Genomic DNA, 22,591 nt, shown 5'->3' on the forward strand with positions numbered 1-22,591 from the left:
CGCTTAGCGGCACTTGCGATCGCCGCTCCGCTCGATCTCGCGGCCTGCCACCGCGCCGGCGGCGGCGCCGAGCAGCGTACCGACGGTGCGGTCGCCGCGGGTGTCGATGGTGCGGCCGACCAGCGCGCCCGCCACGCCGCCGACCACTAGGCCGGTGGTGCCGTCGGGCTTGCGGCAATAGCGACGGCCGTCACGGCCCTTCCACTCGCGATAGGCATAGCGCTTGCGATAGCGGCGGTCCTGCGAATAGGCGCCGTCGGCACCCGCCTTGGCGATGGGGGCTGCATTGGCCGCGACCGGCACGACACTGGCCGAAGGCAACGCCACGGCGAGGGCGCCGAGCGCCAGAATCAATTTACGCATGTCTCACTCCTGATGGTGCAGTTTCGGGCAAACCGGACCATGAACGTTTCGTATCCGGTCTGGTTTCATTAACCGAAAACAACAAGCCGTTCATCCCGGAGGCAGCTATGGACGAAGCAAGGGCGATCATCGAGCGGCTGGACCTGGCACCGCATCCCGAGGGCGGCTGGTACCGAGAGACCTGGCGTGCGGCGCCGGGCGGGGACGGGCGGTCGAAGGGCACGGCGATCCATTTCCTCCTCGAGCAGGGCCAGCGCTCGCACTGGCACCGGGTGGATGCCGACGAATGGTGGCTCTGGCATGCCGGCAGCCCGCTCGATCTGCACATCGCCGATGCGGCGGACCAGGATCCGGTGACGACCCGGCTTGGCGGCGACGTGATCGCCGGCTATGCGCCCCAGTGCCTCGTCCCGGCGAATCGCTGGCAGGCGACCGAGGCGCCCCATGGCTGGGCGCTGGTGAGCTGCATCGTCGTCCCGGGCTTCGATTTCGCCGGGTTCGAATTGGCGCCTCCACATTGGGCTCCCCGCAAGATTATTACCTAGTTCTCCACGTTATCCACAGTCTTCACAGGTTTGAAGATGCGAATCCTGCTTTGCGCGACTCGGGTTCGATGACACCATCATACCTGTAAGCAGAACGGTCCGGCGGAGGGAAACCAAAGCAAGATCAGAAACTTACACGAGCCGGAAACGGTGCAGGTGCCTTCGGGAAACCGCATTGGGAACGGTTCGGGGATGCGAAGTTCCTGCAGGTTGCGAGACCGAAGTGCCGCCCAGGCGCTGCCGAGGTTTCGAGGACGGCGGAGCCCGGCTCGACTGGAAGCAGAAAGCGGCACGCAAGTGCGGCTCGAAGCGAGAAGGACGGAACGGAAAGGGACGATGTCCCGGTTCGCGGAAACGGGTGCGCAAGTGCCCGGCTTCGGGGGCGGGGAAACGGACCACTGCGAGATCGGCCAGCCGGAAGCAGCGCGCAAGCGATGCGGAGGGACCTGGAAGGATCGAGCGGAGAAAAAGCATCCAGCAAGGCTTCCGACTTCCGGCCCCCGGCCGGAGAGACGAAGCGGGCCGCCGGGGCTGGTAACCGCAACTCCCCTTCGGGGTGAGTGGAGAACGGCCAGCCTCGACGACCGACCCGAAGCTCGCATGCCCTTGCCGGCGCGAGTGGAGGAGCCGCCGAAACCATGCCGAAGATCCGTCCGGGTCCACGGCAGCAGTCCGGCGACACGGGGCCTGGCAGCAATGCCGGGCCCCTTTTGCGTTCTGCGGCGTGGCGGTTGGCCGGGCGCTCGGGGGGCGGCCTTCTCGCTCTCTTTCGCGGCGAAGGCTGGTGGCTTCGGAGGCCGTTCCGCACGCCGTGCGCGCCACCGATCTGCGCAAGAATTCGCAAGTCTGGGCCCCGGCCTTCGCCGGGGAGAAGCTTGTCCGAAAGACTGCCGCCTGCCCCATGGCACCGGCAAAGCAGGCGAAATCCTACATTGCAAGCGCCATGGGGCGGGGTGCCTCAGAGCAGGGTGGCGTCGAGCTTGCTCTCTGCCTTGAGCAGCTTGGAGACCGGGCAATTGGCATGGGCGCCGGCGGCCAGCGCCTCGAACTGCTCCTGGGCCAGGCCGGGGACGCTGGCCTTGAGGGTCAGGTCCGAGCGGGTGATAGTGAAGCCGTCGCCGTCCTGCTCGAGCTTCACGGCGGCGCTGGTCTCGATACTGCCCTCGCTGAAGCCGGCGCGGGCCAGGGCGAAGCTGAGCGCCATGGTGAAGCAGCCGGCATGCGCCGCGGCGATCAGCTCCTCCGGATTGGTGCCGGGCTCGTCGCCGAACCGGGTGTTGAAGCCGTAGAACTGGTCCGTCATCACGCCCGACTGGGTGGTGATGTGGCCCTTGCCTTCCTTGCCGAAGCCTTCGTAGCGGGCAGTGGCGGTACGGGTCGTCATGTCTCGGTTCTCCCTCATGGCCGGGCCCCTGATCTAGGGCATCAGGGCCCCGGCTTGAAGGTCCCCGTTCGGGTTAGCGGCAGCGCATCTCGCCCTTGTCGACGGAGGTGCCGACCGCACCGCCGGCCGCCGCGCCGATCAGCGCGCCGAGCACTTCGGAGCCACCCGGGGCAATGATCGCGCCGAGCACGCCACCCGCCGCTGCGCCGACCACCAGGCCGGTGGTGCCGTCCGAGCGGCGGCAATAATAGCGGCCGTCCTGGCCCCGATAGACCCGGTCGTTGCGGCTCAGCCGATACTCGCGGTAGCTGCGGTCGTCGCGATAGTAGCGATCGGCATAATAGCCGCCATAGGACGGATCCGGGCGGTTATAGTCATAGCTGGAATAGCCATAGCCGCTGCCGGGGCGGCCGCCATAATCGGTACAGCCGGCCAGTGTCGCCGCGGCGGCGAGGCCCAGAATCAGGATACGCATCTCTCTCCTCCTCCATGGACCCGCTCGCATTGGGGAATGCACGGGGAGGCCGAAAGGTTTCGCAGCCATTACAAAGACTCCGCACCCGGGCCGGCGGTGGCAAGGGCGGGGCGGAACTGCTCGCGCTCTGCGGCCGGGACCGGGGCGGTGGGATCGGGGCGGAAGGCGTCGAGGGCGCGCTCCGACCCGTCGGGATGGGTATCGCCCATCAGGTCGGTCGGCTCGGTGCCCTCCGAGGGGCGGCGCAACAGCCGCCATGTCCCGAACGCCGCCGCACCCAGCACCGCCACGGCGAGCGCGCCGAGCGAGGCGACGCCCGCCGAATGCGCCGTGCGGTTCGCCGGGGCCCTGCTCGCCGCCGGAGTCTTGGCCCTGGGCTTGCGGGCCACCGGCTTGGCGGCGGTGGTGCGGCGTTTGGCAGGGGTGCCGGTGGAAGGCTTGCGCGGGGTCGCCATCGAAATTCCTTTCTGACTCAAGGGATTTCGACGGGAAACGGGCGGGCGGGGCGAGCGTTCCCGGCCCCGCCGCCCGGCGACCCATTGGCTTTGTCAGCCCTGTTCCTTGCCCGTGCACTCGCCGGTGCGCCTGGCATCGACAGTCGCCGAGAATTTGGCGCCGTCGCCCTCGGTCTTCACTTCGGTGTGATAGGTAGTGGCCGAGTAGTTGCCCTTCACCGTCATCACCTGCTTCTTGCCCTCGCGGGTGCAGGTCATCTTGGCGTCGATGGTGCCGCCGGCCAGGGTGAAGTGATCGTAGCGGCAGCTCTGGTCGCCGCCGAACATGCCGGCCTTGGGCGACTTGACGTCTTCCGGAGTCACGCAGCTGGTGACCGTCTGGCCCTGCTGCATCTTCTCCTTCATCGCCTTCGCCATCTCTGGCGGCACCTTGTCCATGTTCGGCATGTCCATGTCGGCGACGATCTTGCTCTCCCAGGCGCCGGGAGAGATGAAACTGCCCGATGCCGCCGCGGCGGCGACCTTGTTGGAGACTTCCTCGACCGAGGCATTCTTCGCCGTGACATTCGGCCCGGAATTGCAGGCCGCCAGCACCAGCGGCAACAGCATGACGATATGCTTCATGGACATCCCCTTTTTCATTGGAACATGCCCCCACCCCCGGGGCGGACCATAGGCTGCAAGGATGTGCAGGCGAAACCATTGCCGTGCACGGCTGGTCGCACCAGGATACCGGACCGACCGATGCGGCGGGCAGCACAAGACCCCCTTCCACGCGCATCGCGGAAGGGGGTCGAGAGGGTCTGGAGGTCAGTTGGCCGCGGTGCCTTCGCGCCGGGCGCGGGCAGTGGCGACCTGTTCCTGCCGTGCCGCCATGTCGAGCCATGCGGCTTCGGCGCGCAGGCATCGCTCGCGGACATTCTCGAGCGTGGCGAGGTCCGCTTCCGCCCTGCAACGGGCGGCCTGGGCGAGATAATCGGGCTGTGCCATGTGGCGCTGCTCCTGCCGGGAGGGGAGGAAAGGCGGCACTCCGGCAAGCGGAGGCCGCCGGCCCGGCCTATTCCGCGGCGGAGAGGTTCGCCGCCGACGGGCGGCCGCGCTTGTCCTCTTCCAGATCGTAGGTCACGCGCTGGTCCGGGTTGAGCGTCGACATGCCCGAGCGCTCGACCGCGCTGATATGGACGAAATGGTCCTGGGTGCCGCCGTCCGGCTTGATGAAACCGAAGCCCTTGACGGCATCGAAGAATTTTACGGTGCCGGTGTGGCTCATGGTAGATACTCCTGTGCGGCGCGCCAGAAGGTGGCGCGCTTCGCGCTGCAAGGGGCAGAAGGAGGGTCAAGGGAGCCGCAGGGCGCCGGAGGCCGTCAATGTGCGACTGAAGCGATGTGTCATGTGGGCGTAAACCGCCCGAAAAGCAAGGGCGGGGGCCGGAACGCCCCCGCGACCACGCCTGTTTTAGCCGAGAACCTCGATCGCCGCGGCGCGGGCCACGGCGCAATTGCGCGGGCTGGCGAGCGGGAAGAGCCGACGATGCGGCGGCACGAATGCCTGGAACGGGTTCTTGCTGGTACGGGTAATCTGGGTTTCGTGGATCTTGTCGAAAAAGTTCATGTGTTTCCTTGTTTATGGTTCTTGGCTCATCGCGCTGAAGCGGGTGCACGGCCGGGACGGCGCATGGCGCTCGCACAGGCGGATAAGCGGTGAAAAGGCGCTGCGGTTCCGTATCGCGGAAACGGTTCGCCGCACAAAAGCGGTGGGCGCCTGAAGACCATATAGCGAACATCGCCGGATTTTTCAAGCCGGGGCCAGATTCCTCCGATCCGGAGATGGTCGCCAAGCCCCCGCACCAAGCGGCTTGTTGCGCCGCCAGAACCGCTTTCGCCACGGGATCGGATGCATCCCTTGCTGCCCGCAAGCCACGGAATCGATAGGGGAATGGCCGAGCGGGGCGACTCTGGGAGAGACTCATGACGACCGCGAACACCGCATCCGCCGTGATCACCAACAACAGCAGCAGGACCTTCGTCTCGATCGGCCTGTCGCACAAATATAGCGACGTATATTCGAGCCAGGCGAGCTGGGAGAACCTGGCCCCCGGCCAGACCACCAGCCCGGCACTGGCCGTGGAATATAATACCGGCTTCGGCACCACCGGCGAGGACTGGTGGTTCCTCCTCGCGGTCGATAGCCAGGGCAATGTCTGGAACACCGATCCCTCCAATGCCCGCTGGCTGTGGGACAAGACCGACTGGGGCATCGCCCATTTCGGCGACATCATCGCCACCGCGCTCGAGGTCGCCGGGCCCGAGACGCTGGGCGCGGGCGACATCGCCGGCGGGCTGGTCGACGTGCTGACCGCGGCGACCAACGACACCTCGGTCGAGGGATACAAGGAGTTCCTGCTGCGCGACGAGGATGCGGGTGGCACGGTGACGATCACGCTGACCGACGACACGATCCAGTTCAGCGCGCCGAGCGGCACCGCCGACACGCCGCTGGCCCTGGCCCAGGCTGCGCCCAAGCCCGCCACCGCCTGACGCATGCCGGTCCGCGCCGTGGCCCCGGAGGTGGGTCATGGCGCGGATTGCTGGGGGAGCGCAGGGAGGGGCGCGGCGGCATCGGCCGGCGGGATGGCGAGCGCGGCGAACCAACGGTCGCGCGCCTCGGTCTCGACGCGGCGCCGCGCCTCGAGCCGGGCGCGCATCGACGCATCGACCGCTTCCTCCTCTTCCGGGCTCAGCTCGCGCTCGTAATCGGGCTGGCCATATTCGCTTGCCTCGTCGCCGTAGAAGTCGCGGGGCGGCGGGAAATGGGTGTGCCAGACGCGGAGATTGTCGTCCCACCAGACCGGCTCGTCCTCGTCCTCCACGCCCTGGGCAAAATCTTGAATCTCTTGAATCGCCATCGCGGGTGCGGGGGCGAGCGAGACCAACCCGGCGGCCTCGGCGCGGCGCCATTGTTCGCCGCTCCAGGCCTGGCGGGCATCGGGATCGAGATCGTCGAGCGCGAGCGGCTCGGCGAGATCGGTATGGGTGCGCAGCCAGCTATCGGCGCGGGCGAGCGCGCGGATGGGAGCGAGATCGTCCTCGCCGGCCGGCTCGACCCGGCGGGCGAGGAACAGCCCGGCGCGGGCCGGCCCGGCATCGCGCTCGATCAGTTCGAGGAACGGCTCGAACTCCTGCGCGACCAGCCGCGCGGCGGCATGGGTCGTCTCCTTCGCCGCCTTGTCGGCCATGCGATCGAGCCGGGCGAGCATCGCCATGCCGAGCCGGTTGTCGAAGCGGTGGCGCTCGACCTCGCTGCCGTCGGGCCGGGTGATCGTCTCGACCGTGCCGTGGAGCGCGCGCTCCATCAGCGTGTCGGCGAGGTGGTTGCGGGCATGGAGCGCCGCCGCCTGCCAGCCGATGCCGAACTGCGCGCCGCGGGCGGAGTGGCGAAAGGCATAGGCGGATTGCTGGGTAAGCCCGACCAGCCGGCACGCCTGGCCGACCGTCGCCCCGTCGGCGATCGCACGGAGGAACCGCGCCTGGTTCGCGCCGGACCAGCCGGCGATCCGCTGGGAGGGGGACTTGGTGTACTCTTCGACCGCCAGCTCGACGACGTCGTCATCGCCGTACGGGGGGAGGAAGTTCTGGTGCCTGGTCATGGGGTGGTCCTCTCGAGTCGGTTTGAGGACCGGTTAGGTATGCTGGATTGGGGGCTGTAGGACAGGGTTTTCTTGTTTTGTTCTTTTTTGGTTCGCGCAGAGGGGATTGGGCGCGGGGCTCGGAAGCGGATTTGCCAGAGCCGATCCCCGGCGAAGGCCGGGGCCCAGCCTCGGCGAGCTCTCGATGGCGCGGGAACCTAACGAACGAGGCTGCAACTGGGCCCCGGCCTTCGCCGGGGAGCTGAAGGGGAGCGCTAGGGATAGGGCTGGCGCGCGTGGATCAGCGTGAGGATTTCGATGGCGTGCGGAGTGACGCGGTAGATCAGAAGGTAATTGGGATGCACGACCGCCTCGCGCGTTCCGGCGATACGGCCGGGGCGATGGAGCTCGGGATAATCGGGAAGGCGCTCGGCCGCGTGCATGATCGCGGCATGCAGGCGGATCGCGGCCGGCTTGTTGCTGGCACCGATATAGTCGAGGATTTCGAGCAGTGCCGCTTGGGCCTCGTCGTCCCAGACGACCGGCAGACTCACTTGTACTTGTCGAGGATCGCCTGCGCCTTCGCCATCACCTCGTCATGCGGGATACGCGGCTTGGTCGAGGCAAGCGCCTTCTCCACCTTGGCGCGAACCCAGGCATCATGCGCTTCTTCCTCCTCCGTGGAGGCGAACTCCGAGACGATGGGCGAGAGCTTTGCCATGGGGGGGAATATAACGAAGCGGGGGTGGCGGGGGAAGGCGCGGGCGGCGGGATGTGTCCGGAATGGAGAAAGTCAGGCCTGACCGATGGTTGTCGCTCTTCAAACTTCTGAGGGGAGGCCGTCTGCTTTCTCCCAAGCAAGCCGACGATACGCTGCGAAGCAGCTCCCGGCGTGTTGGGCAAAATGAGGAGAATGAAGCACCGAGCCTAATTAAGCTCGCCGACTTCCCTCCAAATAGCGTCCGCAGAGGATTTCAGTTCTTCCATCATCGCCTTCATTCTCCCGGCCTCGGACCGATTAGGCACGTATATCGTACCCTCCTTTCCGGGAGCTGCAGTAATGATTCCCTCTCGAAGAAGTAGCTTAAGTACTCTATCGCTCAATTTCTTGGAAGCGGATTGGCCAAACCCTCTAAGTAAGGCTTCCTCTTTTCTTCCTGATCCTTTCTGGAAAAAGGTCTTTTTGACAATTGTGGCCAGTATTTCGTGGGCGGGGCTTAGGCCTGCATCTCTAATCTTCGAAACAGTTTGAGTGCTATCAAAATAGTCAACTGAATCTAGCGCCAGCCAAGTTGGAAGAGCGGCTTTCGATGCTACACCGGATACGCGACCGGCAAGACATCCTAGAAATTTTGTACCTTTCGGAGGAGAGGAAGGGACGACAATATTACTAAATATGCTCGAAGATATAACAATGTTGTCAGGTATGGTCTTGGACATATCAAAAAGACTAAAGGTGGCATTGGATATATTCAAACCCTCAAAGTCTATTCTATCGCTGCCAGTAAGCATGAATGAAGATGAAATGTCTGCAGCAAGTGTAGTGTTTTCTGATTTTGCCGACCGATTCAATAGCGAGCGCATGCGATTAAAATTGCTGGATATATAGTCCGATACAATCTTCTGTCCCAAAAACTCTATCGGATTTGACCATTGCGAATCGAATACGTCCTTCTTTTGTGGCTCAGAGTATGATTCCATTCGCACTATATCGAGCGCCCTTAGCCCATCTAAAATGTAATTATCCACAAATTTGCGCTCCTGAGATTCTTGCTTTTCTCTCCCAAGTGAAGGAAGGCGCTGAAGCATTACCGATGCTTCTTGGACGGGCGGGGTGCCAACAGTAACCTCAAACGCTTTATCAAGGTCGGCCAAGCTAATGGGGCCAACATTAGCTGGTTTGGTTCTGGTGAATCGTGCCAGCAAAATGAAAACGCTCTTAATCGTTTCCTTGTCGAATGCGGGATGTATCGAGGCGTCGCGAGCGCAGATAGTGTCAATTAAATGATTCCAAAAGGCAACCTCATCGCTCCCAAACCCAAACATACTAAGGCGATCTTCCTCACTGAGTGAGGCAATCGTTTGGCATATTAGCGGTCGTCGGGGCAGCCAGCTCGGAAGATCTACATCGATGCCGGCCACATCAAAGTAGGACTGAATTTCCTCTTCTGAAAACTCCTCTTGGGCGCGTACAATTATTGCAGAATTTTTATCTAGGCCGAGAGAGGAAAACATTTCATCATTCGAGCTAAAATAGTGTTCTCTTCCCGCAACCAAGCATCCTTTTGGAGAGTGGCTGACTAGATCATTGACTGCTGCAAGGGCGGTGGCGCGCAGCATTTTCTGTTTGCTGTCGTCGGTGCTCCATGACTGGATTCCGATTTCGTCGAATCCGTCTAAAAGATATATGGCTCCGCCGCGATTAAATACACCAACCGCTTTTCCTTCTAAATCATCCAGACCAAGATCTAGAATGTGTCTACGAATTATTTCTTCTTTTCTGGTAAGTCCCCAGCAATCTCTGAGATTTACCGCAAATGGAAATGTAAAATTCTCTTGCCACCTGCCTGAGAGAGATAGAAATAGCTCTTGGATGCACCGGCTCTTTCCGCTCCCGTATTCTCCCAATAATACAACGCTTTTCCCTGACATTAGTAAACGTGATATTTCATCTATAGAAAGGAGTCTTTTGTCGTTCTCGCTATAATATTTCACATGAACATATGGTGTTTCATCCTTCAGGCCGGTCGCTGGTACAACCGAGCTTCCGAAGGTTTTTGCCGTTCTGGCGACACGGTATCGTTCATACTCGAAAAATAATGCGGCGAACGAACTGATTGAACACGCGATAATACGTTGACCCTCAGCAGTTTCGATCATCGAAGCTGTAGGATCATCATCGAGAACAATGTAGCTTCTTGCTAGAACACCTTTGCTGAGAAAATGGTTTTTCACCGAATTCAGCTTGGAGATGTCCTCTCTAACCTTCTTCAAATCATTTCGGACGGTGATCTCAATACAAACAACGCTTCCGTCTTGAAGGTCTATAAATCCATCAAGGTCGACTCCGGCGATGTGCTGTTTGCTGCAAGGGCGGCCAAATACCACGCTAGCGATATCGCGAACTTGGTTCTCGAAGTTGGTCCATTCCTTTTTCATAAAACGAGATTAGCCCCACCGAGCGTACACGCAAGCCTTTGAGTCATTGCTCCTGAAAACCCGAGAAGAGAGAGGCGTGTTTACTCCGCCGCCTCAGTCTCCCGAACCTTCCCCAGCAACGGCGCGAGATACTTCCCCGTGAAGCTCCGCGGTTCCTTCACCACCTCTTCCGGCGTGCCCTGGGCGACGATTTCGCCGCCCTTGACGCCGCCCTCGGGACCCAGATCCAAAATCCAGTCGGCGGTCTTGATGACGTCGAGATTGTGCTCGATCACCACTACGGTGTTGCCCTGCTCGACCAGCGCGTGGAGCACTTCGAGGAGCTTGCGGACGTCCTCGAAATGGAGGCCGGTGGTGGGCTCGTCCAAAATATACAGCGTGTTGCCGGTGGCCCGCCGTGCCAGTTCCTTTGCCAGTTTCACCCGCTGCGCCTCGCCGCCCGAGAGCGTCGTCGCCTGCTGGCCGACCTTGACGTAGCCCAGGCCGACCTCGGCCAGCATCGCCATCTTGTCGCGGATCGGCGGGACCGCCTTGAAGAACTCGACTGCGTCCTCGACGGTCATGTCGAGTACGTCGGCGATGCTCTTGCCCTTGAACTTCACTTCGAGGGTTTCGCGGTTGTAGCGCTGGCCGTGGCAGACGTCGCAGGTGACATAGACGTCGGGCAGGAAGTGCATCTCGATCTTGAGCACGCCGTCGCCTTGGCACGCCTCGCAGCGGCCGCCCTTGACGTTGAAGCTGAAGCGGCCCGGCTTGTAGCCGCGCGCCTGCGCCTCGGGCAGGCCGGCGAACCAGTCGCGGATGCTGGTGAAGGCGCCGGTGTAGGTCGCCGGGTTCGAGCGCGGGGTGCGGCCGATCGGCGACTGGTCGATGTCGATCACTTTGTCGAGATGCTGGAGGCCGGTGATCCGGTCGTGCTTGCCGGCGAGCAGGCGGGCGCCGTTCAATTGGCGCGCGGCGGCGGCATAGAGCGTGTCGATCGTGAAGCTCGACTTGCCCGAGCCCGAGACGCCGGTGATGCAGGTGAAGGTGCCGAGCGGGATGCTCGCGGTGACACCGCGCAGGTTGTTGGCGGTGGCGTTCTCGACCGTGAGCTTCTTGCCGGTGCCCTTGCGGCGCTTGGCCGGGACGGGAACCTCGCGGGTGCCGTTGAGATAGTCGGCGGTGACCGAGCCCTTGGCGGTGAGGATCTCGTCGAGCGTGCCGCGCGCGACGACTTCGCCGCCATGGACGCCGGCGCCGGGACCCATGTCGAGGATATAGTCGGCGGTGCGGATCGCGTCCTCGTCATGCTCGACGACGATCACGGTGTTGCCGAGGTCGCGCAGGCGCCGGAGGGTGGCGAGCAGCATGTCGTTGTCGCGCTGGTGGAGGCCGATCGAGGGCTCGTCGAGGACGTAGAGCACGCCCGACAGGCCGGAGCCGATCTGGCTGGCGAGGCGGATGCGCTGGCTCTCGCCACCGGACAGGGTGCCCGAGGTGCGGTTGAGGTTGAGATAGTCGAGGCCGACATTGTTGAGGAAGCCGAGCCGCTCGTCGATCTCCTTGAGGATCGCGCGGGCGATCTCCTTCTGCTGCGGGGTGAGCGTGCCGGGCAGCTTCTCGAACCAGCCGAGCGCGTCGACCACCGAGAGGCGGGTGGCGTGGCTGATGTCCTCGCCGGCGATCTTGACCGCCAGCGCCTCGGGCTTGAGGCGGGCGCCGTCGCAGACTTCGCAGGGGTGGGCGGCCTGGTACTTGCTGAGCTCCTCGCGCATCCAGGCGGACTCGGTCTGCAGCATGCGGCGGTTGAGGTTGCCGATCACGCCCTCGAACGGCTTCTTCACGTCGTACGACTTCTTGCCGTCGACGAAGGTGAGGGTGACGGGCTTGCCGCCGGTGCCGTGGAGGATGATCAGCTGGACCTCGCCCGGCAGGTCGCGCCAGGGCGTGTCGAGGCTGAAGCCGAACTCGCGGGCGAGCGACCCGAGCACCTGCATGTAATAGGGCGAGGGCGGGTTCGACTTGGCCCAGGGCACGATCGCGCCCTTCTTGATCGTCAGGTCGTGGTTGGGGACGACGAGGTCCTCGTCGAACACCAGCTTCTCGCCCAGGCCGTCACAGGCCGGGCAGGCGCCCTGGGGGGCGTTGAACGAGAAGAGGCGGGGCTCGATCTCGGGGATGGTGAAGCCGGAGACCGGGCAGGCGAACTTCTCGGAGAAGACGATGCGGTTGTCCGGGATGCCGGCGCCCTTGAGCTGGCCGCCGACTGCATTCCCCTCCCGCTTGCGGGAGGGGTCAGGGGAGGGCGTGTCGCCTTCCACTTCGAACGTCGCGCGTGCTTCCCGGACAGCCCCTCCCCCGGCCCCTCCCGCAAGCGGAAGGGGAGCGATTGCGGCCACCGTCGTATCCACCAGGTCGACATAGGCCAGCCCTTCCGCGAGCTTGAGCGCGGTCTCGAACGACTCCGCCAGGCGGGTGCCGATGCTGTCGGACACGACGAGGCGATCGACCACCACTTCGATGTCGTGCTTGTACTTCTTGTCGAGGGCGGGGGCTTCCTCGATCAGATAGGTCTCGCCGTCGATGCGGACGCGCTGAAAGCCGGCGCGCTGCCATTCGGCGAGCTCCTTCTTGTACTCGCCCTTGCGGCCGCGCACGACCGGGGCGAGGAGGAGCAGGCGGGTGCCTTCGGGCAACGCCAGCACGCGATCGACCATCTGCGACACGGTCTGCGCGCTGATCGGCAGGCCGGTGACCGGCGAATAGGGCACGCCGACGCGCGCCCAGAGCAGGCGCATGTAATCATAGATCTCGGTGACCGTGGCGACCGTCGAGCGCGGATTGCGCGAGGTCGTCTTCTGCTCGATCGAGATGGCGGGGCTGAGGCCCTCGATATGATCGACATCGGGCTTCTGCATCAGCTCGAGGAACTGGCGGGCATAGGCCGAGAGCGACTCGACATAGCGGCGCTGGCCCTCGGCATAGATGGTGTCGAAGGCGAGGCTCGACTTGCCCGAGCCGGAGAGGCCGGTGATCACCGTGAGCGTGTCGCGCGGGATGTCGACATCCACGCCCTTGAGATTGTGCTCACGCGCGCCGCGGACGGAAATGGTGGTAAGTGCCATGCCGGAGGTTCTAGCTTTGTTCTGATTGGGTTTCTAGTGGGATGTAGGAACGCCCGGACGGAAGCGCCAGTTGCGCGGGCCGGTCGATTGCCGGTCGAGCGTCGCGTGGCTAGGGTCCGGGCTGATTTTGAGCGGGGACTGATTTTCGAATGCCGATCTTGCAGTGGATGACGCGCGACCGCGACCTGAAAGCAGCGGACACCGTGCCCTATCGCCTGCTGGAACGCGACGCGGCGCTTTCCGTTGGCGAAGCAGCAAGTGGCAACATGCTGATCCAGGGCGACAATCTGGAAGCGTTGAAGAGCCTGCTGCCATATTATCGCGGCCAGGTGAAATGCATCTATATCGATCCACCGTACAACACGCGCAGCGCCTTCGAGCATTATGACGACAGCCTGGAGCATAGCGAATGGCTGGCGATGATGTACCCGCGGCTAGAATTGCTGCGCGAGTTGCTCGCCGAGGGTGGCAGCATCTGGGTGTCGATCGATGACAATGAGGGGCATTACCTTAAGGTCTTGATGGATGAAGTGTTCGGCCGGGCGAATTTTATCGATACAATCATCTGGGAGAAGGCGGATTCTCCGCGCAATTCAGCTCGGCAATTTTCATCGGATCACGATTTCATATTGGCGTATTCGCGCCAAAGTGCGTGGCAACCTTTTCGTCTGCCTAGGACAGAGGCGGCCAATTCGATCTATTCAAACCCCGATGACGATCCCCGGGGTCCTTGGTTGCCCGGCGATCCTTTCGCCAACAAACCATACTCAAAAGGGCTCTATACAATCGTGGGTCCTACCGGACGTAGCTTCAAGCCACCGGAAGGGAGATATTGGCGGATTTCCGAGGAGCGCCTGAGAGAACTAGATAGTGACGGAAGAGTGTGGTGGGGGCCTAATGGATCGGCCCGTCCGAGCCTAAAACGTTATCTCGCCGAGGTCTCTGACCTTGTGCCGCGAACGCTGTGGAAGCGAGACGAAGTGGGAAGCAACCGTACGTCTAAGAATGAGATGCGCTCTCTATTCCCTGATGAGGCTTCGTTCGACACACCCAAACCCGAAGCGGTAATCCAGCGTGTGTTGCAAGTAGCGAGCCGTCCCGGCGACCTCGTTCTCGACTCCTTCCTCGGCTCCGGCACCACCGCCGCAGTTGCCCACAAGATGGGTCGGCGCTGGATCGGCATCGAGATGGGGGATCATGCAGTCACGCATTGCGCGCCGCGGCTGCGCAAGGTGATCGAAGGCGAGCAGGGCGGTATCAGCAAGACCCTGGGCTGGCAGGGTGGCGGTGGCTTCGACTTTTATCGGCTCGGCGACCCTGTGTTCGATACAGACGGGACGATCGCGGCGGACATCGGCTTTGCCACGCTGGCGGCGCATATCTGGTTCTCCGAAACCGAGGTGCCTTCCCCGGCTGGTGGTGCGGAGTTCGGCGCTTCGCCGTTTCTCGGCGCATATGACGGCGCGGGGCTGGCGCTGTTGTACAACGGCATCCTGGGGGACAAGCGGGTTTCTGGCGGCAATGTGCTGACGCGGACGACGCTGGCGATGGTGCGCGCGGCGGCAGGCGACTTCGCGGGGCCGATCACGATCTATGGCGAAGCCAATCGCCTGGGCGCGGATACGCTGAAGGCCGAGCGGATCACCTTCAAGCAGACTCCGTATGATGTGAGGGCGCGCTGATGCTGCTCAAGAATTATCAGCGCGAGACGCTGGATATGCTGGCGCGCTTCTTCGAGGAGGCGCGCCTGCGCGGGGCGCAGGCCGCCTATGAGGCGCTCACCCGCGAGCCGGAACAGGCCAAGCGTCTCCATGGCTGGGGCGGGAAATATGCGCCGCTGCCGGGCCTCGAGGATGTGCCCTATGTGTGCCTGCGCCTGCCGACGGGCGGCGGCAAGACGCTGCTGGCGGCGCATGCGGTGAAGATCGCGGCGGACAAATGGATGGATTCGCCCGCGCCGCTGGTGCTGTGGCTGGTGCCGACCAAGACGATCCGCCGGCAGACCGTCGAAGCGCTCAACAATCCCCGGCACCCCTATCGCCAAGCGCTTGCCGAAGCGTTCGGCGAGCCGGTGCGCGTGTTCGACATGGGCGATTTCGCGCGGATGCAGGCCCAGGATCTCGGCCGGCACCCCTGCATTTTCGTGGGAACGATCCAGACGCTTCGCGTGGAGGACACCGAAGGGCGCAAGGTCTATGATCATCATGAGGCACTGGAGCCGCTGTTCGCCAAGGTGGACAAGCGCATGCCGGGCCTCGAGACGCTGGGCAGCGAGGTGGCGGAGAAGCTTGGTGCTGATCCAGCCGACATCCGCTACAGCTTCGCCAATCTGATGCACCTGCACCGCCCGCTGATGATCGTCGACGAGGCACACAAGGCAGTTAGCGGCCTGTCGCGCCAGGTACAGGGGCGCGTGAATCCCAGCGCGATCGTGGAATTCACCGCGACGCCCAATGCCAAGAGCAACATCCTGCATTCGGTGTCGGCGCTCGAGCTGAAGAACGAGCAGATGATCAAGCTGCCCGTGGTGCTGGCGGAGCATCGGAGCTGGGAAGGCGCGGTGACCGGCGCGATCGAGAAGCGCGCCGAGCTGGCCGACGAGGCAAGTCGCGACAAGGAAGGCTATATCCGGCCGATCGTGCTGTTCCAGGCCGAGGACCGCGACCGTGAAGTGACCGTGGAAGTGCTGAAGCAGCACCTGATCGATGTGCACCATATCGAAGCGAAGCGGATTGCCGTCGCCACAGGGGACCAGCGCGAGCTTGACGGGATCGATCTGTTCGATCCCAATGCCGACCCCTTGATCGACTTCGTGATCACCGTGGAGGCGTTGAAGGAGGGCTGGGACTGCTCCTTCGCCTATGTCTTCTGCTCGGTGGCCAACATCCGCAGCGCGACCGATGCGGAGCAGCTGCTGGGGCGTGTGCTGCGCATGCCCTATGCCACCCGCCGCCGATCGCCGATGCTCAACAAGGCCTATGCCCATCTGGTCAGCAAGGATTTCGCCGAGGCGGCGACCATGCTGAAGGACCGTATGGTCGCCAAGATGGGCTTTGAGGAACAGGAAGCCGAGGCGAGCATCGAAGCGCAGCCTGGCTTCGGCGAAGCGGATGAAGACGGGCTATGGGGTGAGAAGCGGCGGCCCAGGCCGTCAACGCGGATCGCAGTCGATGCGGGTATCGACGCGCTGGACAAAGCCAAGGCGGCGGTACCGGGAAAGATCGCGGTCGAGGCTGTGCAGGGCGGTCTGCCCGTGCTGCGTGTCACGGGATTCCTCCATGCGACGGAGATCGAGGCGGCGGCCCTCGCTCTTCCTGCCCCTGCCGCTACCCGTTTCCGCGAAGAGGTGGCCAAGTTTCACGCGGAGCATGCGCATCAGGCATCCCCGGCGGAGCGCGGCGAGACCTTCGTCGTGCCGGCACTGACCGCGCGGGTGCAGGGTGAGTTCGTCCTGGCGGACAGTGCGCGTTTTGCCGAGTATTTCGACTGGTCGCTCAGCGATGCCTCGGCCCAGCTCACGCCAGGCGAATTCGACGTTGCGGAGACATCGGACGGGTTCGTCATCGATCTGGACGGCGCGCGGCTGAAGGTGCAGCGCAGCGATCAGAGCGACCAGTTGATGCTGGACATTCCGGTGGCGGGCTGGACCGAATCGGGCCTGGTCGGTTTGCTATTCCAGCATGTGCGGGCGGAAGATGTCTCTGCTTCCGAGATGGTGAAATGGCTGGCCGAAGTGGTGGCCTGGCTCACTGGGCCGCGGCGGATCCCGCTGTCCGCGCTGATGCGCTGCCGGTTCGTGCTGGCGCGCCGGTTGAACGAGCGCGTGAAAGCGTTGCGCGAGGCGTCGCGCCGGCATGCCTATCAGACCTGCCTGTTCGCGCCCGATGCGGCAGTGGAAGTCTCGTTCGAACAAGGGTTTCGCTTCTTCGACGGGATGTTCGACGGCGTTCCCCGTTATCGCGGAAGCTATGGCTTCGCGAAACACTTCCTGGGCAACGATCGCATGCCGGCATTCGACGGTGACGAGGATGGCGAGGAGTTCAAGGCCGCGCAATTGATCGATGCGCTGGGCGAGGTGGAATATTGGGTGCGCAACGTTGCCAACCATCCCAATGCCTTCCGGCTCCCGGTGGCAGGTGGCTGGACCTATCCTGATTTCATAGTGAAGCTGAAGGACAGCCGGCTGCTCGTGGTGGAATATAAGGGTGAGCATCTGATCAAGGAATCCGCTGAGAAGCGTGCCGTAGGCGCCCTGTGGCAGGCCAGGAGCGGTGGGCGCGGGATCTATGTGCTTGCCGTCCGCAAGGATGACGACGGCCGCGACGTGCGCGATCAGGTGCGCGCGGCGCTGTAGGCCCGGCGCGGCGGGTCTGTGGTTGGAGGCCCCCTCCCTTTCCTTTCGCAAAGCTGCATGCACATTTCACACCCCGTTCAGCGGCGGAGGCGGAGATTTGCGGCATCATGCAGGAGGGAGCAGGGCGATGCGGTTCGAGAGGATGATCCGGCTTGCGATGCTGACCGGTGCGGCGCTGGTGCTGCCCGGGGCAGCGATGGCAGCAGGCGGGGTGGCGCCGGCGATAGCGAAGGCGGCGGGGCAGCAGGCTGCGGAGCAGTCGGCGGAAGATTATGCGTGGATCGACCGGGCCGATGCGCTGTGGGACGCAATCGGCGATGCGCCGCCCGACTTCGCCTTCTCCTTCGAGGGCGCCGAGCCCTGGGCGTGGCAGACCGCCGACGGCTATACGATCATCGTCGAGGATGCCGGCACGGGCGGGATCCGCAGTTATTATTTCGCGCCGGGCGCGCGCGGGCCGTTCCTGGCGGTCGAGCCGGGGATGAGCTTCGGCTATGACGCCGGGCGGCTGGCGATGGTCTATGACGCCGATGGCGAGGCCGCGCCGCGCGCCGAGTTCGCCGATTATGACGATCCCGCCGAGGATTTGTACGACCGCGGCGTACGGCTGCAGGACGCGCTGGCCGGGCGCGACTATCGCCCGGTCGATACCCAGGCGTGGATCGACGCCAGCCCCTATCTGTTCAGCTTCATCCAGGTCTGGGACGGCGGGTACAACCGCTATCCGGGCTGGGCGCGCTACCGGGCGCGGAGCGACGCGGCGGCCTGGCGCCACCGCTTCGACGGCGAGCAGCGCCGCCGCCGCGAGATGGCCGAGCGCTTCCGCCGCTGGCGCGAAGGCGGCTTCCAGGGCCCGCCGCCGGGCCGCTTCCATCATCCGGGCCGGCCCGACCGGCCGGGGACGGGGCCGGGGCGCCCGCACCAGCCGGGCTGGGGCTGGTCGAACCAGCCGGGCGGTGGCCGTCCGAACTGGCCGGGGCGGCCGGGACGGCCCGGGCCCGGAGGTACCGGTGCGCCGGGCAGCAATCCGCCGCGCCCGGGCGTGCCGAACGCTTCGCCCGATGGTCCGGCGGGCCCCAACAGGCCGCCGATGACGCGCCCGTGGAACGGCAATCCCGATGGTCCGCGCCGGCCGGGCGGCTGGGGCGGTGGACGGCCGGGGGCGCCGGGAACCGCGCCCGGCACCGACAACCCCGCGACTCCGCGCACGCGCCCGCCGCGGCCACGTCCTGATGGGAGTGGTAGCGGCTGGGGCAATGGTTCCGGCAATGGTTGGGGCCGGCCGAGGCCCCCCGTGCCGGGTGCGGTGACGCCGACACCTGCGCCGGTGCCGCCGGTGGTGACTCCGACGCCGCCCGCCACGGGCGAGGTTCCGCCGCCGCGCCCGGGCTGGTCGCGCCCGCCGCGGCCCGAAGGTGGCTGGGGGCGCCCGCGCCCGCCCGCAGCGGGGGAAGCGCCCGTGCGTCCCGATCGGCCGGAGGGCGGCTGGAACCGTCCGACGCCGCCGGGCGGTGCCGGTACGCCGGCCCCGATGCCGACGCGTCCGGTCCGGCCCGAAGGCGGGTGGCAGCGTCCGGTGCCGCCGGCTGGTGCAAGCAATCCGGCGCCGCCGCGGCCGTCGCGGCCCGAAGGCGGCTGGCAGCGTCCGACTCCGCCTGCGGCGAGCAGCCCGCCGCCGCAGCCGCGTCCTAGCTACACCCCGCCGGCCCAGCGCCCGAACTACACGCCGCCGCCGCGACCGAGCTACACCCCGCCCGCACCGCGCCCGGCACCGCCGCCGCGCGCACCCAAGATGAACCACGACATCGATTAGGCGGTGCGGAAGGGCAGCAGCGCTTCATAGGTGGCGAGCGGCGCGGCGCCGTGCAGGTCCGCGCCGCGCCGGAGCAGGAAGGCGTGGCGGATGATCTCGGCCTGCTGCTCGATGCCGTAGCGGGCGAACGGCCGGCCGGGCTCGAGCACATAGCCATAGCGGCAAAAGGGGTGGCGGCGGAGCGGCAGGAAGATGCCCGACTGGTGCTGCCAGACATGGGCCAGCTCATGGACGAACAGCCCCTGCAGCGCGAGCGGGGCGGTGGCGAAATCGTCGCGATAGAGACCCGAAGCCGGATTGAAATGGATCGTGCCGAGCGGCGCCATGGTGGTGTTGCGCGGCTGGAAGAACGCCCATTTGCGATTGGCAACCGCCGCGCGGGCGGGATCGAGCGCATCGCCGAACACGAAGCGGGCGAGCGCGGCTTCGCCTTGGGTGAGCGGGCGGGAGGCGGTCATGCGGGAGAAATGGCCATGATGGCGGTATTTGTCACGGGCGAGTCACGCGGCTGCGGATAGGTTGGGGCATGCCCTGGCTGCTTCCGATCGCCCTGCTCGCTGCCCCTGCCGTGAGCGTTACCCTCGCCCCGCATCGCTATGCGGTGATCCTGGCGGTGACCGTCGATGCCGAGGGCAGGCTGGTCGAGGTCAAGCTCTCCAGGGTGATCGATGCCGGCAGCGGCAGCACCGATGCAGTGAACGTGCCCGTACCGCCGCAATGGATGGACGCGGCGCGTGCCTGGCTCGCCAAGCGCGACCAGCCGCACGAGGCCAGCACCTATTACACCTATGCCTTTTACGATCCCGCCCGCCCGGGCGAGGTGCTGACCGGCAAGGACTGAGGCTTGTCATTCGCCTGCGCCTTCGCCAGATAGCGGGTTCCAGCATTCCCAGGGAGTTAGCCGCCATGCGCCAGGAAAAGACCATCGTTCGCCCGATCGTCTCGTTCTGCCCGCAGGTGCCCCATGTCCTTCGCAACCCTGGATATTCTTTCCGCCGCCACGCCTGAGGGCCGGCCGCTTTTCGACAATCTGACGCTGGCGCTGGGGCGGGAACGCACCGGGCTGGTCGGACGCAACGGTTCGGGCAAGTCGACCCTGTTGCGGATCCTCGCGGGCGAAGCGGCGCCGGCGGGCGGGAGCCTGGTGCGCACCGGCTCGGTCGGCGTGCTGCGCCAGGAATGGCCGGGCGAGTGGCGGGTCGACGAAGTGCTGGGCGTGCGCGTCGGGATCGAACGGCTGGCGCGGGTGCTGGCGGGCGCGGGCGACGAAGAGGATTTGGCCGAGGCCGACTGGACGCTGGAGGAGCGGGTGGTCGCGGCGCTGGCCGAGACCGGGCTGGACGACGTGGCACTCGATCGGTTGGTGGCGACGCTGTCGGGCGGCGAGCGGACGCGGGTGGGGATCGCCCGGCTGCGGATCGACGCGCCCGACCTGCTGCTGCTCGACGAGCCGACCAACAATCTCGATGCCGAGGGCCGCGCGGCGGTGACGGCGCTGATCGACGGATGGCGCGGCGGGGTGCTGGTCGCCAGCCATGACCGGGCGCTGCTCGAGCATATGGACCGGATCGTCGAGCTGACCCCGCTGGGCGCACGGGTGTTCGGCGGCGGCTGGTCGGGCTTTGCGGAGGCGCGCGAGGCGGAGCGGGGGCGGGCGGCGGCCGAGGTCGAGCGGGCAGGCGATGCGCTGCGCGGGGCCGAGGCGGGGGCCCAGCGCGCGCAGGAGCGCCAGGCGCGGCGCGACCGGGCGGGCCGCGCCTATGCGGCGAGCGGGTCGGCGCCGAAGATCCTGCTCGGGCGGCAGAAGGAGCGGGCGGAGAATTCCGCCGGGCGCGGCGCGGGCGTGGGCGAGCGGCTGGTCGGCGATGCCGAGGCGCGGCTGGCGGCGGCGCGCGAGGCAGTGGAGGTGATCACCCCGCTCACCATCGACCTGCCGCCGACCGGGCTGCCCGCCAATCGCCGGCTGCTGGCGTTCGAGGATGCGGCGCTGGTGCGCGGGGAGCGCGTGTTCGGGCCATGGCGGTTCGAGATCATCGGGCCCGAGCGGGTAGCGGTGATCGGGCCCAATGGCGCGGGCAAGACCAGCCTGTTGCGGCTGGCGGCGGGGGAGCTGGCGCCGGACCGCGGCGCGGTGCGGCGGGCCGCGGGGCGGGTGGCGATGCTCGACCAGCATATCGGGCTGCTCGATGCGGGCGCGACGGTGCTGGACAATTTCCGGCGGCTGCACCCCGGCGCCACAGAGCGCGAGGGATATGCGGCGTGCGCGCGCTTTGCCTTTCGCAACCGGGACGCGCTGAAGCAGGTGCGTGACCTGAGCGGCGGCGAGCGGCTGCGCGCGGGACTGGCCTGTGTATTGGGCGGCGCGGTGGTGCCGCAATTGCTGCTGCTCGACGAGCCGACCAACCATCTCGACATGGAATCGATCGAAGTGCTCGAGGCGGCGCTGGCGGGCTATGACGGGGCGCTGCTGGTGGTGAGCCACGACCGGGCCTTCCTGGAGGCGATCGGGGTGGCGCGGGAGATCGCGGTGGCTCGCTAGGCAACGGGCTGTCCCGCATTCGAGGCGTGTGACGTTTCTGTTACGACTATTCGATTGCCGGGGCCCTGCGCATGCCCCATAGCGCCCCATGACGACTCCCCCCGGCGACGGCGCCGCTCTCACACGGATTCAGGCAAACTGGCTGGCGCGACACGAACGGCGGCTGCTGATCTGGCTCTGCTCGAAGATGCCGGCCTCGGTGACGCCCGATAAGCTTACCGCGCTCGGGATGGTCGGTGCCCTTCTGGTCTTTGTCGGCTATGTGGCGAGCAACCTGTCCACCGCCTGGCTGCTGCTGACTTTGGCCGGCTATGCGGTGCAGTGGTTCGGCGACTCGATGGACGGCAGCCTGGCGCGGTTCCGCAAGATCGAGCGGCCCTCCTATGGCTATTTCATCGACCATAGCTGCGATGGTCTCGCCAATCTGATGATCGTCGCGGGGATCGGCCTGTCGCCCTTCGTGACGATGGACATCGCGATGGTCGCGCTGGCGGGATACCTGCTGATGTCGGTGCACGCCTTCCTCTCCGCCCGGGTGACCGGCGAGCTGCGGCTCTCCTATGTCGCCGCCGGGCCGACCGAGCTGCGCCTGATGCTGATCGCGATGACCGTGGCGATGCTGATCGTCGGGCCCGGCCGCGACCATATCGGCCCGGTGCCGGCATTCGACACCTTTGTCGGGGCGATCGCGGCGATCCTGATCACGCTGTTCGTCGTGCAGACCGCGATCATCGGCCGGCGGCTGGCGGTGTTGGAGAAGCGGTGAGCCCC

At 65.4% G+C, this 22,591-nt stretch carries 22 protein-coding genes; 8 read left to right on the forward strand and 14 right to left on the reverse strand.

Features of this window, described 5'->3' with window-relative positions; all coding sequences use genetic code 11:
- Window positions 1–3: 3 nt before the first annotated feature.
- Window positions 4–363: a glycine zipper 2TM domain-containing protein gene (locus J2W22_RS18255; RefSeq protein ID WP_307119705.1), complete on the reverse strand. Its 360-nt coding sequence runs from the start codon at window positions 361–363 to the stop codon at window positions 4–6.
- A gap of 107 nt (window positions 364–470) precedes the next feature.
- On the opposite strand from J2W22_RS18255, the gene J2W22_RS18260 reads away from it, so the two are divergent.
- Complete coding sequence (locus J2W22_RS18260; RefSeq protein ID WP_307119706.1) at window positions 471–908, forward strand: cupin domain-containing protein; 438 nt, start codon at window positions 471–473, stop codon at window positions 906–908.
- Between the two features lie 958 nt (window positions 909–1,866).
- Here the strand turns inward: J2W22_RS18260 and J2W22_RS18265 are convergent.
- The 7 genes from J2W22_RS18265 to J2W22_RS18295 form a co-directional block, all read right to left on the reverse strand.
- The gene (locus J2W22_RS18265) at window positions 1,867–2,292 is read right to left on the reverse strand and encodes an OsmC family protein (RefSeq protein ID WP_307119707.1); all 426 of its coding nucleotides are present in this window, start codon (window positions 2,290–2,292) and stop codon (window positions 1,867–1,869) included.
- A gap of 73 nt (window positions 2,293–2,365) precedes the next feature.
- A complete protein-coding gene (locus J2W22_RS18270; RefSeq protein ID WP_307119708.1) occupies window positions 2,366–2,767 on the reverse strand; it encodes a glycine zipper 2TM domain-containing protein in 402 nt (133 codons plus the stop codon).
- Between the two features lie 68 nt (window positions 2,768–2,835).
- Window positions 2,836–3,222, reverse strand: a complete 387-nt coding sequence (locus J2W22_RS18275; protein WP_307119709.1) for a hypothetical protein — start codon at window positions 3,220–3,222, stop codon at window positions 2,836–2,838.
- Between the two features lie 93 nt (window positions 3,223–3,315).
- Window positions 3,316–3,846, reverse strand: coding sequence for a DUF3617 domain-containing protein (locus J2W22_RS18280; protein WP_307119710.1), 531 nt, complete (start codon window positions 3,844–3,846; stop codon window positions 3,316–3,318).
- A gap of 186 nt (window positions 3,847–4,032) precedes the next feature.
- Window positions 4,033–4,212, reverse strand: a complete 180-nt coding sequence (locus J2W22_RS18285) for a hypothetical protein (protein WP_307119711.1) — start codon at window positions 4,210–4,212, stop codon at window positions 4,033–4,035.
- Window positions 4,213–4,279: 67 nt separating this feature from the next.
- A complete protein-coding gene (locus tag J2W22_RS18290; RefSeq protein ID WP_307119712.1) occupies window positions 4,280–4,492 on the reverse strand; it encodes a cold-shock protein in 213 nt (70 codons plus the stop codon).
- Window positions 4,493–4,678: 186 nt separating this feature from the next.
- On the reverse strand, window positions 4,679–4,834 hold the full coding sequence (locus tag J2W22_RS18295) for a hypothetical protein (RefSeq protein WP_307119713.1): 156 nt from the start codon (window positions 4,832–4,834) through the stop codon (window positions 4,679–4,681).
- Between the two features lie 356 nt (window positions 4,835–5,190).
- Here J2W22_RS18295 and J2W22_RS18300 point away from each other — a divergent pair, with 356 nt between their 5' ends.
- On the forward strand, window positions 5,191–5,760 hold the full coding sequence (locus J2W22_RS18300; protein WP_307119714.1) for a hypothetical protein: 570 nt from the start codon (window positions 5,191–5,193) through the stop codon (window positions 5,758–5,760).
- A 35-nt stretch (window positions 5,761–5,795) separates the two neighbouring features.
- On the opposite strand, the gene J2W22_RS18305 is transcribed toward J2W22_RS18300, so the two are convergent.
- The 5 genes from J2W22_RS18305 to uvrA all read right to left on the reverse strand — a co-directional run bounded on the left by J2W22_RS18305 (window position 5,796) and on the right by uvrA (window position 13,114).
- Window positions 5,796–6,869, reverse strand: coding sequence for a hypothetical protein (locus tag J2W22_RS18305; RefSeq protein WP_307119715.1), 1,074 nt, complete (start codon window positions 6,867–6,869; stop codon window positions 5,796–5,798).
- A 254-nt stretch (window positions 6,870–7,123) separates the two neighbouring features.
- Window positions 7,124–7,402: a type II toxin-antitoxin system RelE/ParE family toxin gene (locus J2W22_RS18310; RefSeq protein WP_307119716.1), complete on the reverse strand. Its 279-nt coding sequence runs from the start codon at window positions 7,400–7,402 to the stop codon at window positions 7,124–7,126.
- Entirely contained in the window at window positions 7,399–7,569 is a 171-nt protein-coding gene (gene relB, locus J2W22_RS18315) for a type II toxin-antitoxin system RelB family antitoxin (RefSeq protein WP_307119717.1), read from the reverse strand. Before relB ends, J2W22_RS18310 begins: the two co-directional genes overlap by 4 nt.
- Window positions 7,570–7,775: 206 nt before the next feature.
- The gene (locus J2W22_RS18320) at window positions 7,776–10,007 is read right to left on the reverse strand and encodes a hypothetical protein (protein WP_307119718.1); all 2,232 of its coding nucleotides are present in this window, start codon (window positions 10,005–10,007) and stop codon (window positions 7,776–7,778) included.
- Between the two features lie 80 nt (window positions 10,008–10,087).
- Window positions 10,088–13,114, reverse strand: coding sequence for an excinuclease ABC subunit UvrA (uvrA, locus tag J2W22_RS18325; protein WP_307119719.1), 3,027 nt, complete (start codon window positions 13,112–13,114; stop codon window positions 10,088–10,090).
- Window positions 13,115–13,263: 149 nt separating this feature from the next.
- On the opposite strand from uvrA, the gene J2W22_RS18330 reads away from it, so the two are divergent.
- The 3 genes from J2W22_RS18330 (at window position 13,264) to J2W22_RS18340 (ending at window position 19,281) form a co-directional block, all read left to right on the forward strand.
- Window positions 13,264–14,796 carry a site-specific DNA-methyltransferase gene (locus J2W22_RS18330; protein WP_307119720.1) on the forward strand — a complete coding sequence of 511 codons (1,533 nt, stop codon included), beginning with the start codon at window positions 13,264–13,266 and terminating at the stop codon, window positions 14,794–14,796.
- Complete coding sequence (locus J2W22_RS18335; RefSeq protein WP_307119721.1) at window positions 14,796–17,468, forward strand: DEAD/DEAH box helicase; 2,673 nt, start codon at window positions 14,796–14,798, stop codon at window positions 17,466–17,468. The genes J2W22_RS18330 and J2W22_RS18335 overlap by 1 nt, the downstream gene beginning before the upstream one ends.
- A 127-nt stretch (window positions 17,469–17,595) precedes the next feature.
- Window positions 17,596–19,281, forward strand: coding sequence for a hypothetical protein (locus J2W22_RS18340; RefSeq protein ID WP_307119722.1), 1,686 nt, complete (start codon window positions 17,596–17,598; stop codon window positions 19,279–19,281).
- On the opposite strand, the gene J2W22_RS18345 is transcribed toward J2W22_RS18340, so the two are convergent.
- Complete coding sequence (locus J2W22_RS18345) at window positions 19,278–19,739, reverse strand: vgr related protein (RefSeq protein WP_307119723.1); 462 nt, start codon at window positions 19,737–19,739, stop codon at window positions 19,278–19,280. The two genes, J2W22_RS18340 and J2W22_RS18345, sit on opposite strands and share 4 nt — an antisense overlap.
- Window positions 19,740–19,807: 68 nt before the next feature.
- Here J2W22_RS18345 and J2W22_RS18350 point away from each other — a divergent pair, with 68 nt between their 5' ends.
- The 3 genes from J2W22_RS18350 (at window position 19,808) to J2W22_RS18360 (ending at window position 22,586) form a co-directional block, all read left to right on the forward strand.
- Window positions 19,808–20,122, forward strand: coding sequence for a hypothetical protein (locus J2W22_RS18350; protein ID WP_307119724.1), 315 nt, complete (start codon window positions 19,808–19,810; stop codon window positions 20,120–20,122).
- Between the two features lie 123 nt (window positions 20,123–20,245).
- Window positions 20,246–21,820, forward strand: a complete 1,575-nt coding sequence (locus J2W22_RS18355) for an ABC-F family ATP-binding cassette domain-containing protein (protein ID WP_307119725.1) — start codon at window positions 20,246–20,248, stop codon at window positions 21,818–21,820.
- 88 nt (window positions 21,821–21,908) lie between these two features.
- Complete coding sequence (locus J2W22_RS18360) at window positions 21,909–22,586, forward strand: CDP-alcohol phosphatidyltransferase family protein (protein WP_307119726.1); 678 nt, start codon at window positions 21,909–21,911, stop codon at window positions 22,584–22,586.
- The last annotated feature ends 5 nt before the right edge of the window (window positions 22,587–22,591 follow it).

It is taken from the genome of Sphingomonas kyeonggiensis (genome assembly GCF_030812785.1).
Taxonomy (GTDB): Bacteria; Pseudomonadota; Alphaproteobacteria; order Sphingomonadales; family Sphingomonadaceae; genus Sphingomonas; species Sphingomonas kyeonggiensis_B.

What these genes read in the sequence shown, in the direction of transcription:
- J2W22_RS18335 (WP_307119721.1), top strand. Translation starts at nt 14,796, where the DNA reads ATGCTGCTCAAGAATTATCAGCGCGAGACGCTGGATATGCTGGCGCGC.
- relB (WP_307119717.1), bottom strand. Translation starts at nt 7,569, where the DNA reads ATGGCAAAGCTCTCGCCCATCGTCTCGGAGTTCGCCTCCACGGAGGAG.
- J2W22_RS18285 (WP_307119711.1), bottom strand. Translation starts at nt 4,212, where the DNA reads ATGGCACAGCCCGATTATCTCGCCCAGGCCGCCCGTTGCAGGGCGGAA.
- J2W22_RS18340 (WP_307119722.1), top strand. Translation starts at nt 17,596, where the DNA reads ATGCGGTTCGAGAGGATGATCCGGCTTGCGATGCTGACCGGTGCGGCG.
- J2W22_RS18345 (WP_307119723.1), bottom strand. Translation starts at nt 19,739, where the DNA reads ATGACCGCCTCCCGCCCGCTCACCCAAGGCGAAGCCGCGCTCGCCCGC.
- J2W22_RS18270 (WP_307119708.1), bottom strand. Translation starts at nt 2,767, where the DNA reads ATGCGTATCCTGATTCTGGGCCTCGCCGCCGCGGCGACACTGGCCGGC.
- J2W22_RS18360 (WP_307119726.1), top strand. Translation starts at nt 21,909, where the DNA reads ATGACGACTCCCCCCGGCGACGGCGCCGCTCTCACACGGATTCAGGCA.
- J2W22_RS18300 (WP_307119714.1), top strand. Translation starts at nt 5,191, where the DNA reads ATGACGACCGCGAACACCGCATCCGCCGTGATCACCAACAACAGCAGC.
- J2W22_RS18305 (WP_307119715.1), bottom strand. Translation starts at nt 6,869, where the DNA reads ATGACCAGGCACCAGAACTTCCTCCCCCCGTACGGCGATGACGACGTC.
- J2W22_RS18295 (WP_307119713.1), bottom strand. Translation starts at nt 4,834, where the DNA reads ATGAACTTTTTCGACAAGATCCACGAAACCCAGATTACCCGTACCAGC.
- J2W22_RS18320 (WP_307119718.1), bottom strand. Translation starts at nt 10,007, where the DNA reads ATGAAAAAGGAATGGACCAACTTCGAGAACCAAGTTCGCGATATCGCT.
- uvrA (WP_307119719.1), bottom strand. Translation starts at nt 13,114, where the DNA reads ATGGCACTTACCACCATTTCCGTCCGCGGCGCGCGTGAGCACAATCTC.
- J2W22_RS18355 (WP_307119725.1), top strand. Translation starts at nt 20,246, where the DNA reads ATGTCCTTCGCAACCCTGGATATTCTTTCCGCCGCCACGCCTGAGGGC.
- J2W22_RS18255 (WP_307119705.1), bottom strand. Translation starts at nt 363, where the DNA reads ATGCGTAAATTGATTCTGGCGCTCGGCGCCCTCGCCGTGGCGTTGCCT.
- J2W22_RS18330 (WP_307119720.1), top strand. Translation starts at nt 13,264, where the DNA reads ATGCCGATCTTGCAGTGGATGACGCGCGACCGCGACCTGAAAGCAGCG.
- J2W22_RS18280 (WP_307119710.1), bottom strand. Translation starts at nt 3,846, where the DNA reads ATGAAGCATATCGTCATGCTGTTGCCGCTGGTGCTGGCGGCCTGCAAT.
- J2W22_RS18265 (WP_307119707.1), bottom strand. Translation starts at nt 2,292, where the DNA reads ATGACGACCCGTACCGCCACTGCCCGCTACGAAGGCTTCGGCAAGGAA.
- J2W22_RS18275 (WP_307119709.1), bottom strand. Translation starts at nt 3,222, where the DNA reads ATGGCGACCCCGCGCAAGCCTTCCACCGGCACCCCTGCCAAACGCCGC.
- J2W22_RS18350 (WP_307119724.1), top strand. Translation starts at nt 19,808, where the DNA reads ATGCCCTGGCTGCTTCCGATCGCCCTGCTCGCTGCCCCTGCCGTGAGC.
- J2W22_RS18290 (WP_307119712.1), bottom strand. Translation starts at nt 4,492, where the DNA reads ATGAGCCACACCGGCACCGTAAAATTCTTCGATGCCGTCAAGGGCTTC.
- J2W22_RS18260 (WP_307119706.1), top strand. Translation starts at nt 471, where the DNA reads ATGGACGAAGCAAGGGCGATCATCGAGCGGCTGGACCTGGCACCGCAT.